The organism is Pseudomonas sp. XS1P51 (assembly GCF_054897845.1).
Genome location: NZ_CM142707.1, coordinates 5,761,844 through 5,777,011, shown reverse-complemented (window position 1 = coordinate 5,777,011; position 15,168 = coordinate 5,761,844). Strand labels below are relative to the sequence as shown.

Genomic DNA, 15,168 nt, shown 5'->3' with positions numbered 1-15,168 from the left:
TGGCACGCAGGAAGCCCGGACTAATAAGATGGCATTGAAATCCCCCGCGTTTCGTAAAAAATTTCCGTTGTTGGTGACCGGCAGTCTGCTGGCCCTGCAACCTCTAGCCACTTCGTTCGTGGTCGCCGCGGAACAGTATGACTGCTCAGTCTCTGCTTCGGGTGCCTGGAACTGTGCGCCAAAGACGCCGGCGGCTGCATTGCCACCGCGTCCCGTCCATGACGGCAGCGCAGTCTCCGCGACCGGCGAGACCCCGGCCGAGAGCGGTACCAGCGAAGACACTGGCGCCAAGCCTGTGCTGGTTACCGAGGCCAAAGGCCGCGCGCTGAAGTCCCGTAGCGAAGACTACAGTCACCTCGACTGGGTTCCACGCGAGAAGCTCACTGCAGCGCAACTGGCCGAAACCGGTCCTTACTGCTCTGGTTCCTATATCGAACCGATTCGTCCTGGCATGAATGACAAGACGAATAAAAGTGACGCTCCGACCTTTATCGGCGCCAAGGCCTCTCGCTATAAGCAGGATGAGCAGGTCGCTACCCTGGCCGGTGACGTGGTCATGCGCCAGGGCAGCATGCAGGTCGAAGCCGACGAAGCGAACCTCTACCAGGCCGAGAGCCGTGGCGAACTGGACGGCAACGTCCGTGTTCGCGACAACGGCGCACTGATCGTGGGCGACCACGCCGACGTGCAGCTCGACACCGGTGAAGCCAAGGTCGACAACGCCGAATACGTGCTGCACAAATCCCGTATCCGCGGCAGCGCGCTGTACGCCAAACGTGCCGAGAACGCGATCATCCGCCTCAAGGATGGTACGTACACCACGTGCGAGCCGAACAGCAACGCCTGGCAGCTCAAGGGCAACAACATCACCTTGAACCCGGCCACCGGTTTCGGTACCGCGACCAACGTGACGCTGCGGGTCAAGGACATTCCGGTTCTGTACACGCCGTACATCTATTTCCCGATTGATGACCGTCGTCAGTCCGGCTTCCTGCCGCCGACCATCGGCACCGGCAGCGATACCGGCTTCCTGCTGGTGACCCCGTACTACTTCAACCTGGCACCGAACTACGATGCCACGTTGTACCCGCGCTACATGAGCAAGCGCGGCATGCTGGTGGAAGGCGAGTTCCGTTACCTGACCAAGTCCAGCGAAGGCCAGTTCGGCGCTGCGTACCTCAACGATGACGATACCGAACGCAGCCAGCAGACCGACTACGAAAAAACCCGCTACATGTACAACTGGCAGCACAAGGGTGGTCTCGATTCGCGCGTTCTGACTCAAGTCGATTACACCAAGATCAGCGATCCGTATTACTTCCAGGATCTGCAGACCGATCAGATTGGTGTAAAAAGCGCCGATTACGTCAATCAGCAGGGCTCCGTCACCTACCGTGGCGACAGCTATACCGCTCGCTTGAACGCCCAGGCTTATCAGCTCGCGACCGTTTCGAACATCACGCCGTACGACCGCTTGCCGCAGATCACCTTCAACGGTCAACTGCCGACTCACCCGAACGGCCTGAATTTCGACTACGAAACAGAAATCGTGCGATTTGAGCGCGACCTGGAAACAGGGCAGTTTTCCGATGAAGACGGCATTCTGTCGCCTCGTCTGGACACCAACGTGGCGGGACTGGCTCGTGCCAACGGTAATCGTCTGAACCTCAAGCCAGGCGTGAGCCTGCCGCTGGACTGGACGTATGGCTTCATCAAGCCATCGCTCAAGTATCAATACACTCAGTACGACCTTGATCTTGATAGCACCGGCAAGAACGATATCCTGACGAACCGCAATAACGCGTCGGCACTCGGCGAATCGTTCAGCAGCTCGCAAAACCGTGGAGTCCCGATCGCCAGTATCGACAGCGGTCTGTATTTCGATCGCAACACCACCTGGTTCGGCAAGAACTATCGCCAAACCCTGGAACCACGTCTGTTCTACCTCTATGTACCTGAGGAAGACCAGAAAGACATTCCCGTGTTCGACACCGGTGAGTACTCCTTTAACTACGCATCGTTGTTCCGCGAAAACCGTTTCTCGGGCTCCGACCGCGTCGGCGACGAGAACAAACTGTCGCTGGGCGTGACCAACCGCTGGATCGAAGAAGACGGCTTCGAGCGTCAACGCATCAGCGTCGGCCAGGCCTTGTACTTCAAGGACCGCGAAGTCCAGTTGCCGGGTATCGATGCAAAAACCCGCGAAGATGCGCAGGCCAACGTTTCGCCTTATGCGCTGGAATACGAATATCGCTGGAACCGCGATTGGCGCACGACCGCCGATTACAACTGGGATCCGGACAGCCACAGCCCTCGCTCGGGCAGCGCGATGTTCCACTACCAGCCTGAAGACAACCCGAACAAGGTCATCAACGCCGGCTATCGCTATCGTAATGACCAGGTCCGTTATGACCAGAACACCGGTCGATGGTCGGTGGGCGGTGGTGACTACGGCACGCCTGGCACTCCGGGCTACGTGAAGGACTATTACAAGATCCAGCAGCACGACTTCTCGGTGATCTGGCCGATCGTGCCGCAATGGAACGCCATCAGCCGCTGGCAGTATGACTACAACCGCAACCGTACTCTGGAAGCCTTCGGTGGTTTCGAATACGACAACTGCTGCTGGAAACTGCGCCTGATCAACCGTTACTGGGTGTCATATGACGAGTTCAGTCAGAACGCTCCGGAAAACGAAAAAGGCGACCATGGCATTTTCCTCCAAATCGTTCTGAAAGGTCTCGGTGGCGTTGTTGGCCAGAAAGTAGAGAGCTTCCTCGACAAAGGCATCCAAGGTTATCGTGAACGTGAAGACCAAGCTTTCTGATTGTCTGCGCCCGCTGATGCTGGGCGCGCTGTTCCTGGGTACTGCGGCCAACGCCGCGGTACAGTCCATCGATAAAGTGGTGGCCATTGTCGACAACGACGTGGTCATGCAGAGCCAACTGGACCAGCGTGTTCATGAAGTTCAGCAAACCATTGCCAAACGCGGTGCTGCCGCGCCGCCGGCCGGCGTGCTGGATCAGCAGGTGCTTGAGCGCCTGATCGTCGAGAACCTGCAACTGCAGATCGGCGAACGCTCCGGCATCCGCATTACCGATGAAGAACTGAACCAGGCTGTCGGCACCATTGCCCAGCGCAACAACATGTCGATTGAACAGTTCCGCGCTGCCCTGACTCGCGACGGCCTGTCCTACGAGGACGCCCGTGAGCAGATTCGTCGTGAAATGATCATCAGCCGTGTGCGTCAGCGTCGTGTGGCCGAACGCATCCAGGTTTCCGAGCAGGAAGTGAAGAACTTCCTCGCTTCCGACCTTGGCAAAATGCAGCTGTCCGAAGAGTTTCGTCTGGCCAACATCCTGATTCCTACGCCGGAAAGCGCCAACTCCGACGCCATTCAGAGTGCTGCCAAACAAGCGGACGCGGTTTACCAGCAGCTCAAGCAAGGCGCTGACTTCGGTCAGTTGGCAATCGCCAAATCCGCCAGCGAAACTGCACTGGAAGGAGGCGACATGGGCTGGCGTAAAGCAGCTCAACTGCCACCACCGTTCGATCGCATGCTCAGCACCATGGCAGTCGGCGACATCACCCAGCCAATGCGCACGCCGGGCGGCTTCATCATCCTGAAGATCCTCGACAAGCGTGGCGGTGAGACCCAGACACGCGACGAAGTGCACGTGCGGCATATCCTGGTCAAACCGAGTCCGATCCGCGACGAAGCAAAAACCAAGGCCCTGGCTCAGTCGCTCTACACCCGAATCGAAGCGGGCGAAGATTTCGGCGAACTGGCGAAAAGCTTCTCGGAAGATCCGGGTTCCGCCCTCAACGGTGGAGACCTGAACTGGATCGACCCGAATGCACTGGTTCCCGAGTTCCGCGAAGTGATGGCCAAGACCCCGCAAGGTCAGCTGTCCAAGCCATTCCAGACCCAATATGGCTGGCACGTCCTGGAAGTCCTTGGCCGTCGCGCCACCGACAGCACCACCCAGGCTCGTGAGCAGCAAGCCATGACCGTACTGCGTAACCGCAAATACGATGAAGAGCTGCAAACCTGGCTGCGTCAGATCCGTGACGAAGCGTACGTAGAGATCAAACTCCCTGGTGCAGACCAGGCAGCGCAGTGAAACCCAAACGTTTCGCGCTGACACCCGGCGAACCGGCCGGCATAGGTCCCGACCTGTGCCTGCTGCTCGCCTCGCAAGCCCAGCCACACCCCCTGATTGCCATTACCAGCCGCGACCTGCTCCTTGAGCGGGCCGCGCAGCTGGGTGTGGTTGTCGATCTGCTGCCGGTCACGCCGGACAGCTGGCCGGACGTACCCGCGCCAGCCAACAGCCTGTATGTCTGGGATACACCGCTCAACGCCAAGGTCACCGCCGGGCAGCTGGACAAGGCCAACGCCGCTTTCGTCCTGGAAACCCTGACCCGCGCTGGCCAGGGCTGCCTGGACGGGCATTTCGCCGGCATGATCACCGCCCCGGTACACAAGGGCGTGATCAATGAATCCGGGATCGCCTTTTCCGGGCATACGGAATTTCTCGCCGACCTGACCCATACCGCGCAAGTGGTGATGATGCTCGCCACTCGCGGATTGCGCGTGGCGCTGGTCACCACCCACCTGCCCCTTCGGGAGATTGCCGATGCAATCACTCCGGAGCGTCTGGAGCGGGTCACGCGAATTCTGCACGCCGACCTGCAAGAAAAATTCGGCATCGCCCAGCCACGGATCCTGGTGTGTGGGCTCAACCCCCATGCCGGTGAAGGCGGCCACCTGGGCCATGAAGAAATCGACATCATCGAACCCACATTAGAGCGCCTGCGCGGCGAGGGCATGGACCTTCGCGGCCCCCTGCCCGCCGACACTCTGTTTACCCCCAAATATCTGGAGCACTGCGACGCGGTGCTGGCGATGTACCACGACCAGGGCTTGCCCGTGCTGAAGTACAAAGGCTTCGGCGCAGCAGTCAACGTGACCCTCGGCTTGCCAATCATCCGCACATCGGTCGACCACGGCACCGCCCTGGACCTGGCCGGCAGCGGCAAAATCGACACCGGCAGCCTGCAAGTCGCCCTGGAAACCGCCTACCAGATGGCCGAGACCCGTTTATGACCGAGCATTACCAACACCGGGCGCGCAAGCGTTTCGGCCAGAACTTCCTGCACGATGCTGGCGTCATCGACCGCATCCTGCGCGCCATCCATGCCAAACCCGAAGACCGCCTGCTGGAAATTGGTCCGGGCCAGGGCGCGTTGACCCAAGGCTTGCTCAACAGCGGTGCCCAGCTGGATGTAGTGGAACTGGACAAGGACCTGATCCCGATCCTCAACCAGCAGTTCGCCAGCAAGAGCAATTTCAATCTGCATCAGGGCGATGCGCTGAAGTTCGACTTCACCAGCCTGAATGCCGCGCCGAACAGCCTGCGAGTGGTCGGCAACCTGCCGTACAACATCTCTACGCCGTTGATTTTTCACCTGCTGCATAACGCCAGCCTGATCCGCGACATGCACTTCATGCTGCAAAAGGAAGTGGTCGAGCGTCTGGCGGCAGGTCCTGGCGGTGGTGACTGGGGCCGTTTGTCGATCATGGTTCAGTACCATTGCCGGGTTGAGCATCTGTTCAACGTTGGCCCGGGCGCGTTCAATCCGCCGCCAAAAGTCGATTCGGCCATCGTGCGTCTGGTGCCTCACGCCGTACTGCCGCACCCGGCCAAGGATCACCGCTTGCTGGAGCGCGTCGTGCGCGAAGCCTTCAACCAGCGCCGCAAGACCCTGCGCAATACGCTCAAACTACTGCTGAGCAACGACGAGATCGAAGCCGCTGGTGTTGATGGCAGCCTGCGTCCCGAGCAACTCGATCTGGCCGCCTTCGTGCGTCTGGCCGACAAGCTCAGCGAACAAGTCCTACAGAAGCCTGCGGACATCTGACAGCCCCGACGCGTTATCGGGTAGGACACCGGCCGTCATGTCTGGTTTACTATCCGATACTTGGCCTAAACTGAATTCAATCAGCTACGCCCCGCGCCCCGCTTCGTTTTTAAGGCCTCTTGCATGTCCGATCCTCGTTATCAGGTCGACGTCAGCGTCGTCACCCGCTATCTGGCAGAACAATCGCAACCCGAGCACAACCGCTTTGCCTTCGCCTACACCATTACCGTGCACAACACTGGCGAGCTACCGGCCAAGCTGCTGTCGCGGCACTGGGTGATCACCGATGGCGACGGGCATGTCGAGGAGGTGCGTGGTGCCGGCGTCGTGGGCTTGCAACCCTTGATCCCGGCCGGCGAAATCCATACCTACAGCAGTGGCACCGTGATGACCACCAAGGTCGGCACCATGCAGGGTACCTATCAGATGATCGCCGATGACGGTAAACACTTCGACGCCATCATCGCCCCATTCCGCCTGGCGGTGCCCGGAGCCCTGCACTGATGGCGACGTATGCCGTCGGTGACCTGCAAGGTTGCCTCGAACCCCTGCAATGCCTGCTCAAACAAGTTGCCTTCGACCCTGCCCGCGACAAACTGTGGCTGGTGGGCGATCTGGTCAACCGTGGCCCGCAGTCGCTGGCAACCTTGCGCTTCCTCTATAGCATCCGCGAATCGCTGGTGTGCGTGCTCGGCAACCATGACCTGCACTTGCTGGCCGCCGGGCATAACATCGAACGCCTGAAGAAAGCCGACACCCTGCGCGAGATTCTCGAAGCGCCAGATAGCGCAGAACTGCTGGAGTGGGTGCGCCAGCAAAAACTCATGCATTACGACGAACAGCGCAACATCGCCCTGGTCCATGCCGGCATACCGCCACAATGGTCGCTGCGTAAAGCCTTGAAGTGCGCTGCCGAAGTCGAAGAAGCCCTGCGCGACGACAACCGTTTCGCACCGTACCTCGACGGCATGTATGGCAACGAACCGCTGAAATGGGACAGCGACCTCAAGGGCGTGACCCGCCTGCGAGTGATCACCAACTATTTCACCCGGATGCGCTTCTGCACTGCCGAAGGCAAGCTTGACCTCAAGAGCAAGGAAGGTCTCGATACTGCACCGGCGGGTTACAAACCCTGGTTCCAGTACAAGGAGCGCAAGACCAAGGGCCTGAAGATCATCTTCGGTCACTGGGCCGCACTTGAAGGCAACTGTAACGAGCCAGGCATCTACGCCCTCGACACCGGTTGCGTCTGGGGCGGCGCGATGACCCTGATGAACGTCGACACCTTTGAGCGCCTGCAATGCAAGTGCGACGCCCAAGGCCACAGCCAACCGCCAGTCGCTCCGTCTATTCCCGAACAATCGTCAGCCAGCGCCCGGCGCTAGACTGCGCTTTCAGCCGAGCCACAGGAGCCCGCCATGAGCGAATTCAAACGTATCCCCCCAGAACAGGCCCAGGCCCTGCGTGAACAAGGCGCGGTGGTGGTCGATGTCCGCGACCCTGCAACCTTCGCCGCCCTGCACATCAGCGGATCGAAGCATGTGGATAACCATTCCATCTCGGATTTCATTCGGGCCGCCGACCTCGACGCACCGACCGTGGTGGTTTGCTATCACGGCAATTCCAGCCAGGGCGCTGCCGCTTACCTGATCAGCCAGGGCTTCTCCGACGTCTACAGCATGGATGGCGGTTTTGAGCTGTGGCGTACGACTTATCCTTCGGAAACGGCGCAAGGCACTTCCGAATAATTTTTTTGTAACGCGCAGGCCCCGGCTCCCGCGGGCTCGCGCGGTGGCAGACGAACGGTCTGCCACAACTAATTACGTATCTCGCCTTTACCTCCCAAATAAGCAACTATCCTTAAGCGCAGGCCATCCAAAACAGGGGAGAGCCGGTACACCGGCGCGCGGGTCATCGGGAGTAGCTTTCGGGGTAGTCAGCTCCGGAAGGGTTCTGGGGGGTAAACAGCAACTGCATATCCGGTTGCTGCCAGCATCGACTGAGTGATCCGGCGTCGGCTCCACGTATCGAGCGAGGTGACGTCATGAGTATCTTTAGCCACTTCCAACAACGCTTCGAGTCCACACGCCAGGAAGAACTCTCGCTGCAAGAGTACCTGGAGCTGTGCAAAAAGGACCGTAGCGCCTACGCCTCCGCCGCCGAGCGTCTGTTACTGGCCATCGGCGAACCGGAGCTGCTCGACACCTCGACCAACTCGAGGCTGTCGCGAATCTTTTCCAACAAGGTGATCCGCCGCTATCCGGCCTTTGAAGACTTCCACGGGATGGAAGAATGCATCGACCAGATCGTGTCGTATTTCCGCCACGCTGCTCAGGGCCTGGAAGAGAAGAAACAAATCCTCTATCTGCTCGGCCCCGTCGGTGGCGGTAAATCGTCCCTGGCCGAAAAGCTCAAACAGCTGATCGAGAAAGTACCCTTCTACGCGATCAAGGGTTCGCCGGTATTCGAATCGCCCCTGGGTCTGTTCAACGCCACTGAAGATGGCGCGATCCTTGAGGAAGATTTCGGCATTCCGCGGCGCTACCTCAACACCATCATGTCGCCGTGGGCCACCAAACGCCTGGCCGAATTCGGCGGTGATATCAGCCAGTTCCGCGTGGTGAAACTCTATCCGTCGATCCTTAACCAGATCGCCGTGGCCAAAACCGAGCCGGGAGATGAAAACAACCAGGACATCTCGGCACTGGTGGGCAAGGTCGATATCCGCAAACTGGAAGAATTCCCGCAAAACGACGCGGACGCCTACAGCTACTCGGGCGCTCTGTGCCGGGCCAACCAGGGTCTGATGGAATTCGTCGAAATGTTCAAGGCACCGATCAAGGTGCTGCACCCATTGCTGACTGCCACCCAGGAAGGCAACTACAACAGTACCGAAGGCCTGGGGGCGATTCCGTTTACCGGGATCCTGCTGGCCCACTCCAACGAATCGGAATGGCACACCTTCCGCAACAACAAGAACAACGAAGCCTTCATCGACCGGATCTACATCGTCAAAGTGCCGTACTGCCTGCGGGTCAGCGACGAAGTGAAGATCTACGACAAGCTCTTGTTCAACAGTTCCCTGGCCAAGGCTCACTGCGCGCCCGACACCTTGAAGATGCTCGCGCAGTTCACCGTGCTCTCGCGCCTCAAGGAGCCGGAAAACTCCAACATCTACTCCAAGATGCGCGTGTATGACGGCGAAAACCTCAAGGACACCGATCCGAAGGCCAAGTCGATCCAGGAATACCGCGATAACGCCGGTGTCGACGAAGGCATGAACGGCCTGTCGACCCGGTTTGCGTTCAAAATCCTGTCGAAGGTGTTCAACTTCGATCCGCACGAAATCGCCGCCAACCCGGTGCATTTACTCTACGTGCTGGAACAACAGATCGAACAGGAACAGTTCCAGGCCGAGACCCGCGAACGTTATCTGCGCTTCCTCAAGGAGTACCTGGCACCGCGTTATATCGAATTCATCGGCAAGGAGATCCAGACAGCCTACCTCGAGTCTTACAGCGAGTATGGCCAGAACATTTTCGATCGCTACGTGCTGTACGCCGACTTCTGGATCCAGGACCAGGAATATCGCGACCCGGAAACAGGCGAAATCCTCAACCGCGTAGCGCTGAACGAAGAACTGGAGAAAATCGAAAAACCCGCAGGCATCAGCAATCCGAAGGATTTCCGCAACGAAATCGTCAACTTCGTACTGCGCGCCCGGGCCAACAACAATGGCAAGAACCCGACCTGGCTCAGTTACGAAAAACTGCGGGTGGTCATCGAGAAGAAAATGTTCTCCAACACCGAGGACCTGCTGCCGGTCATCAGCTTCAACGCCAAGGCCAGCAAAGAGGACCAACAGAAGCACAACGACTTCGTCACACGGATGGTCGAGCGCGGCTACACCGACAAACAGGTACGACTGCTGTCCGAGTGGTACCTGCGGGTCAGAAAATCACAGTAACCCGCTGCCGGTCAGACCGGTTGTCGTCAGCCAGAGACCTGTGTGCGCTTTTTCTGTTACACAGGCCTCTGGAAGGTGTTCGAAAGTCGGTAGCGAGTTCAGGCAGCATCCAAAGCGCTTGGGGGAGCGTTAAATATCCCTTGGCACTCGGTTCGATGCTGCATCACCGCTCGCCCCTTTCAGGACAGCTTCTAAGGAGCAGTCATGAGCTATGTGATCGACCGACGTCTCAATGGCAAGAACAAGAGCACGGTAAACCGTCAGCGGTTTCTGCGGCGTTACCGTGATCACATCAAGAAGGCTGTCGAAGAGGCGGTCAGCCGGCGTTCCATTACCGATATGGAACACGGTGAACAGATCAGCATTCCCGGTCGCGACATCGACGAGCCGGTGCTTCACCACGGTCGCGGTGGCAAGCAGACCGTCGTGCATCCCGGCAACAAGGAATTCACCAGCGGCGAACACATTGCCCGCCCACCCGGAGGTGGCGGCGGCAGAGGTCCCGGCAAGGCCGGCAACTCGGGTGAAGGGATGGACGAGTTCGTATTCCAGATCACTCAGGAAGAATTCCTCGAGTTCATGTTCGAAGACCTCGAGCTGCCAAACCTGGTCAAGCGCAACCTGACCGGCACCGACACCTTCAAAACCGTACGCGCGGGTATCAGCAACGAGGGCAACCCGTCACGAATCAACATCATCCGCACCTTGCGTTCGGCCCACGCACGGCGAATCGCCCTGTCCGGCAGCAGCCGGGCAAAATTGCGTGAAGCCAAAGAGGAACTGCTGCGACTCAAGCGGGATGAACCCGACAACTTCGGTGATATCCAGGAAATCGAAGCAGAAATAGAAAAACTCAGTGCGCGTATTCATCGCGTGCCGTTCCTCGACACCTTCGACCTCAAGTACAACCTGCTCATCAAGCAGCCGAATCCAAGTTCCAAGGCCGTGATGTTCTGCCTGATGGACGTATCCGGCTCCATGACCCAGGCCACCAAGGACATCGCCAAGCGGTTCTTTATCCTGCTGTACCTGTTCCTCAAGCGTAACTATGACAAGATCGATGTCGTGTTCATCCGCCACCACACCAGCGCCCGTGAAGTGGATGAGGAGGAGTTTTTCTACTCCCGCGAAACCGGCGGCACCATCGTTTCCAGCGCCCTGAAACTGATGCAGGAGATCATGGCCGAACGCTATCCGAGCAACGAATGGAACATCTACGCCGCCCAGGCTTCCGATGGCGACAACTGGAACGACGACTCGCCGATCTGCCGCGACATTCTGATCAACCAGATCATGCCGTTCGTGCAGTACTACACTTACGTTGAGATAACCCCGCGCGAACATCAGGCCCTGTGGTTCGAGTACGAACGCATCGCCGAAGCCTTCTCTGACACATTTGCCCAACAGCAACTGGTATCGGCCGGGGATATTTATCCGGTCTTCCGTGAACTCTTCCAGCGCAGGTTAGTGACATGACCGCCAAAGAGCAGAAGCGCCAACCCATTTCCACCGGCTCCGAATGGACGTTCGAGCTGATCCAGGCCTACGACAAAGAAATCAGTCGCCTGGCGGCTCGTTATGCCCTGGATACCTACCCCAACCAGATCGAAGTAATCACCGCCGAGCAAATGATGGACGCCTACGCCTCCGTCGGCATGCCGCTGGGTTATCACCATTGGTCCTACGGCAAACACTTCCTCAGCACCGAGAAGTCCTACAGCCGTGGACAGATGGGGCTGGCGTACGAAATCGTGATCAACTCGGATCCCTGCATCGCGTACCTGATGGAAGAAAACACCATCTGCATGCAAGCCTTGGTGGTCGCTCACGCCTGCTATGGCCATAACAGCTTCTTCAAGGGTAATTACCTGTTCCGCACCTGGACCGACGCCAGCTCGATCATCGATTACCTGGTGTTTGCCAAGCAGTACATCATGCAATGCGAAGAGCGCCACGGTATCGACGCAGTCGAGGATTTGCTCGATTCCTGCCATGCGCTGATGAATTACGGGGTCGATCGATACAAACGTCCGTACCCGATATCCGCGGAGGAAGAACGTCGCCGGCAAAAGGATCGGGAAGAGCATTTGCAGAAGCAGATCAACGATCTGTGGCGGACCATTCCAAAAGGCGCGGACAAGTACAGCGACAGGGACAATGCACGCTTCCCCGCCGAACCTCAGGAAAACATCCTCTATTTCATCGAAAAACACGCGCCACTGCTGGAACCGTGGCAGCGGGAAATCGTGCGGATCGTGCGCAAGATTGCCCAGTATTTCTACCCGCAACGCCAGACTCAGGTGATGAACGAGGGTTGGGCCACGTTCTGGCATTACACCCTGATGAACGACTTGTATGACGAAGGCCTGGTGACCGATGGCTTCATGATGGAGTTCCTGACGTCCCATACCAGCGTGGTGTATCAGCCGGGCTTCGACAGCCCCTATTACAACGGTATCAACCCCTATACTTTGGGCTTTGCCATGTACCGGGACATCCGGCGCATGTGTGAAAACCCTACCGAAGAGGACTACCGCTGGTTCCCGGAAGTTGCCGGTACCGACTGGCTGTCCAGCATCAAGTTCGCCATGAGCAGCTTCAAGGATGAGAGCTTCATCCTGCAGTACCTGTCACCCAAGGTGATCCGCGACCTGAAGCTGTTCAGCATTCTCGATGACGATCAGAAGGACGATCTGCTGGTCCCGGCCATTCATGACGAACCGGGCTACAAGATCATTCGTGAAACCCTGGCCGCGCAGTACAACCTGGGTAATCGCGAACCCAACGTGCAGATCTACAGCATCGACCGGCGCGGCGACCGCTCACTGACCTTGCGGCATCAGCAGCACGACCGCAAACCGCTTGGAGAATCCACTGAGGAAGTGCTCAAGCACCTCCACCGGCTCTGGGGCTTCGATATTCATCTGGAAACCCTGCAAGGGGACCAGGTGATGAAAACCCACCATGTTCCACCCCGAAGCGAGCACAGCGAAGGCGATTACGGCCGGCTGGATCTGGCCGTCATACATCTTTGAACCTGTTTCTGCCTCCGGAAGTTCGACGCAAAGGTTATTCTGTCGAGCTAACGGAGGTTTTTTATGCAGATTTATAAAGTCGGCGGCGCGGTTCGCGATCGCCTGCTGGGCAAACCTGTCACCGATATCGATTGGGTCGTGGTCGGCGCCACCACCGAAGAAATGCTCGCCAAGGGCTTTCGCCCGGTGGGCGCGGACTTCCCGGTGTTTCTTCACCCCAAAAGCGGTGAGGAATACGCCCTCGCCCGGACCGAACGCAAAAGCGGACGCGGGTACGGCGGCTTTGTCTTTCATGCCAGCCCCGAAGTGACCCTGGAAGAAGACCTGATCCGCCGCGATCTGACGATCAATGCCATGGCCGAAGACGATCAGCAGAACCTGACCGATCCTTACCAGGGCCAGCGGGATCTCGAGGCACGCCTGCTTCGTCACGTTTCCCCCGCGTTCGCCGAAGATCCGCTCCGTGTCCTGCGTGTTGCCCGCTTCGCGGCTCGTTATGCCGGACTGGGTTTTACTGTCGCTCCTGAAACAATGACACTGATGCGCCAACTCAGTGAATCAGGTGAACTGGAAGCGTTGACTGCGGAACGGAGCTGGAAGGAAATTTCCCGTGCACTGATGGAAGACCAGCCCCAGGCGTTCATTGAGGTACTGCGCGAGTGCGGCGCGCTAAAAGTGCTGATGCCGGAAGTCGACGCACTGTTCGGCGTCCCGCAGCCTGAAGCTCATCATCCGGAAATCGACACGGGCGTACATACGCTAAGCGTGCTGGAGCAAGCAGCGCTGCATAAACAACCGTTGACCGTGCGCTGGGCCTGCCTGTTGCATGATCTGGGCAAAGGATTGACGCCGGAGGACGAATGGCCCCGGCACATCGCCCACGAGCACAAAGGCCTGAAGTTGATCAAAGCGGTCAACGAACGCTTCAAGGCACCGAAAGACTGTCAGGAACTGGCGCTGCTGGTTGGCCAGTATCACACCCACGGCCACCGCGCCCTGGAGCTGAAGCCCTCGACCTTGCTGGAACTGCTGCAGAGCTTTGACGTGTACCGCCGACCGCAGCGGTTCGAGGAGTTTATCGCGGCATGCGAAATGGACGCGCGCGGGCGCAAAGGCCTGGAGCAGAGAAATTATCCACAGGCGGATTATTTGCGCGGGGCAGCGACTGTGGCCCGCAGCGTGGCGGTTCAGCCGCTGCTGGAGAAAGGATTCAAAGGGCTGGAGTTGGGCGAAGCGATCAAGCGTGAGCGACTCAAGGCTTTGAAGGCTTACAAAGAGGCGGCGTCTGTTTGAAGAGTTTCGCGAGCAGACTCGCTCCCACAGAGTTAGCGTAAGCCCTGTGGGAGCGAGCCTGCTCGCGAAGACGTCATCGGCCTCACAACAAATTCGAAGGGGTCAGTTGCTCCCCGCGCCACTCGAACGCCACTGGCGCCAACACCTGATCAATCCGGGCTTCGGCCCACAGCGTCGCAAAGCTTTTGCCTACGCCGGGATGCACACAATCCGGCGCAATCAGCGACAACGGCCACAGCACGAAGGCATTTTTCAGAATCTCGGCCCGCGGCAGAATCAAGCCATCGAAGTTGCCCACCAGATCGCCGAACAGCAAAACGTCGATATCCAGCGGCAAACCCTTGCGGTCCGGTGCATAACGACCGTTGTCCGCTTCGATGAATTTCAGACGGCGGTCCAACTCCATCAGCGGTAGATCGGTGTAAGCCGATACCACAAAATTGAAAAACGGCCCGCTCTTGATCCCCACCGGCTGACTTTCAAAGACCGCCGAGCAGCGTATATCCACCAGAAAACCCGCCAGGGCTTCCAGGCCGGCCTGTAAATGGGATTCGCGCTCGATATTGCTGCCGAGCCCGAGATACACCTGAGTCAGCGACATCCGCGCTCGATCTCCACACCCACACCACCCGTAGCAGCCGCGATGGCACCCGGCTTGGTCAGCTTGAGGCGCATCCAGGTGATATTGAATTCGCTCATCAGGACTTCAGCCAGACGCTCGGCAAAGGTCTCGACCAGCTGGAACTGCGCCTGCTCGGCAAAGGCCTGGATACGCGACGATACGCTCGCGTAATCGAGCGCCAGGGTCAGGTCATCGCCGGCAGCCGCCGGGCGATTATCCCAGGCGAAGCTCAGATCAAGACGCAAGCACTGTCGGATGCCTCGCTCCCAGTCGTAGGCACCGATTACGGTGTCGACTTCCAGGCCCTCGATAAACACTCTGTCCAA

13 protein-coding genes are annotated in these 15,168 nt (G+C 58.6%); 11 read left to right on the top strand and 2 right to left on the bottom strand.

Annotation, left to right across the window (positions count from 1 at the left end; all coding sequences use genetic code 11):
• The first annotated feature begins 28 nt into the window (after positions 1-28).
• From ACYZUD_RS26735 to ACYZUD_RS26685, 11 genes are all read left to right on the top strand, one after another.
• Positions 29-2,827 (top strand): LPS-assembly protein LptD, encoded by a 2,799-nt coding sequence (locus ACYZUD_RS26735; protein WP_462020891.1) that lies wholly within the window; start codon positions 29-31, stop codon positions 2,825-2,827.
• Positions 2,808-4,124: a peptidylprolyl isomerase SurA gene (gene surA / locus ACYZUD_RS26730; RefSeq protein ID WP_462020890.1), complete on the top strand. Its 1,317-nt coding sequence runs from the start codon at positions 2,808-2,810 to the stop codon at positions 4,122-4,124. The genes ACYZUD_RS26735 and surA overlap by 20 nt, the downstream gene beginning before the upstream one ends.
• Positions 4,121-5,110, top strand: a complete 990-nt coding sequence (gene pdxA, locus ACYZUD_RS26725; protein WP_462020889.1) for a 4-hydroxythreonine-4-phosphate dehydrogenase PdxA — start codon at positions 4,121-4,123, stop codon at positions 5,108-5,110. The genes surA and pdxA overlap by 4 nt, the downstream gene beginning before the upstream one ends.
• The gene (rsmA, locus tag ACYZUD_RS26720) at positions 5,107-5,925 is read left to right on the top strand and encodes a 16S rRNA (adenine(1518)-N(6)/adenine(1519)-N(6))-dimethyltransferase RsmA (protein WP_462020888.1); all 819 of its coding nucleotides are present in this window, start codon (positions 5,107-5,109) and stop codon (positions 5,923-5,925) included. Before pdxA ends, rsmA begins: the two co-directional genes overlap by 4 nt.
• A 123-nt stretch (positions 5,926-6,048) precedes the next feature.
• Positions 6,049-6,429 carry a Co2+/Mg2+ efflux protein ApaG gene (gene apaG, locus ACYZUD_RS26715; protein ID WP_462020887.1) on the top strand — a complete coding sequence of 127 codons (381 nt, stop codon included), beginning with the start codon at positions 6,049-6,051 and terminating at the stop codon, positions 6,427-6,429.
• Entirely contained in the window at positions 6,429-7,310 is an 882-nt protein-coding gene (locus ACYZUD_RS26710; RefSeq protein ID WP_462020886.1) for a symmetrical bis(5'-nucleosyl)-tetraphosphatase, read from the top strand. Before apaG ends, ACYZUD_RS26710 begins: the two co-directional genes overlap by 1 nt.
• A 33-nt stretch (positions 7,311-7,343) precedes the next feature.
• Positions 7,344-7,673, top strand: coding sequence for a thiosulfate sulfurtransferase GlpE (gene glpE, locus ACYZUD_RS26705; RefSeq protein ID WP_462020885.1), 330 nt, complete (start codon positions 7,344-7,346; stop codon positions 7,671-7,673).
• Positions 7,674-7,969: 296 nt separating this feature from the next.
• A complete protein-coding gene (locus tag ACYZUD_RS26700) occupies positions 7,970-9,892 on the top strand; it encodes a PrkA family serine protein kinase (protein WP_462020884.1) in 1,923 nt (640 codons plus the stop codon).
• A gap of 204 nt (positions 9,893-10,096) precedes the next feature.
• Positions 10,097-11,368: a YeaH/YhbH family protein gene (locus ACYZUD_RS26695; RefSeq protein WP_010467159.1), complete on the top strand. Its 1,272-nt coding sequence runs from the start codon at positions 10,097-10,099 to the stop codon at positions 11,366-11,368.
• Positions 11,365-12,927 (top strand): SpoVR family protein, encoded by a 1,563-nt coding sequence (locus ACYZUD_RS26690; RefSeq protein WP_462020883.1) that lies wholly within the window; start codon positions 11,365-11,367, stop codon positions 12,925-12,927. Before ACYZUD_RS26695 ends, ACYZUD_RS26690 begins: the two co-directional genes overlap by 4 nt.
• A gap of 63 nt (positions 12,928-12,990) precedes the next feature.
• A complete protein-coding gene (locus tag ACYZUD_RS26685) occupies positions 12,991-14,220 on the top strand; it encodes a multifunctional CCA addition/repair protein (RefSeq protein WP_462020882.1) in 1,230 nt (409 codons plus the stop codon).
• A gap of 82 nt (positions 14,221-14,302) precedes the next feature.
• Here ACYZUD_RS26685 and folK read toward each other — a convergent pair whose 3' ends face one another.
• Both folK and folB read right to left on the bottom strand, forming a co-directional pair.
• Positions 14,303-14,821, bottom strand: a complete 519-nt coding sequence (gene folK, locus ACYZUD_RS26680) for a 2-amino-4-hydroxy-6-hydroxymethyldihydropteridine diphosphokinase (protein ID WP_462020881.1) — start codon at positions 14,819-14,821, stop codon at positions 14,303-14,305.
• The gene (gene folB / locus ACYZUD_RS26675; RefSeq protein WP_462020880.1) at positions 14,812-15,168 is read right to left on the bottom strand and encodes a dihydroneopterin aldolase; all 357 of its coding nucleotides are present in this window, start codon (positions 15,166-15,168) and stop codon (positions 14,812-14,814) included. The genes folK and folB overlap by 10 nt, the downstream gene beginning before the upstream one ends.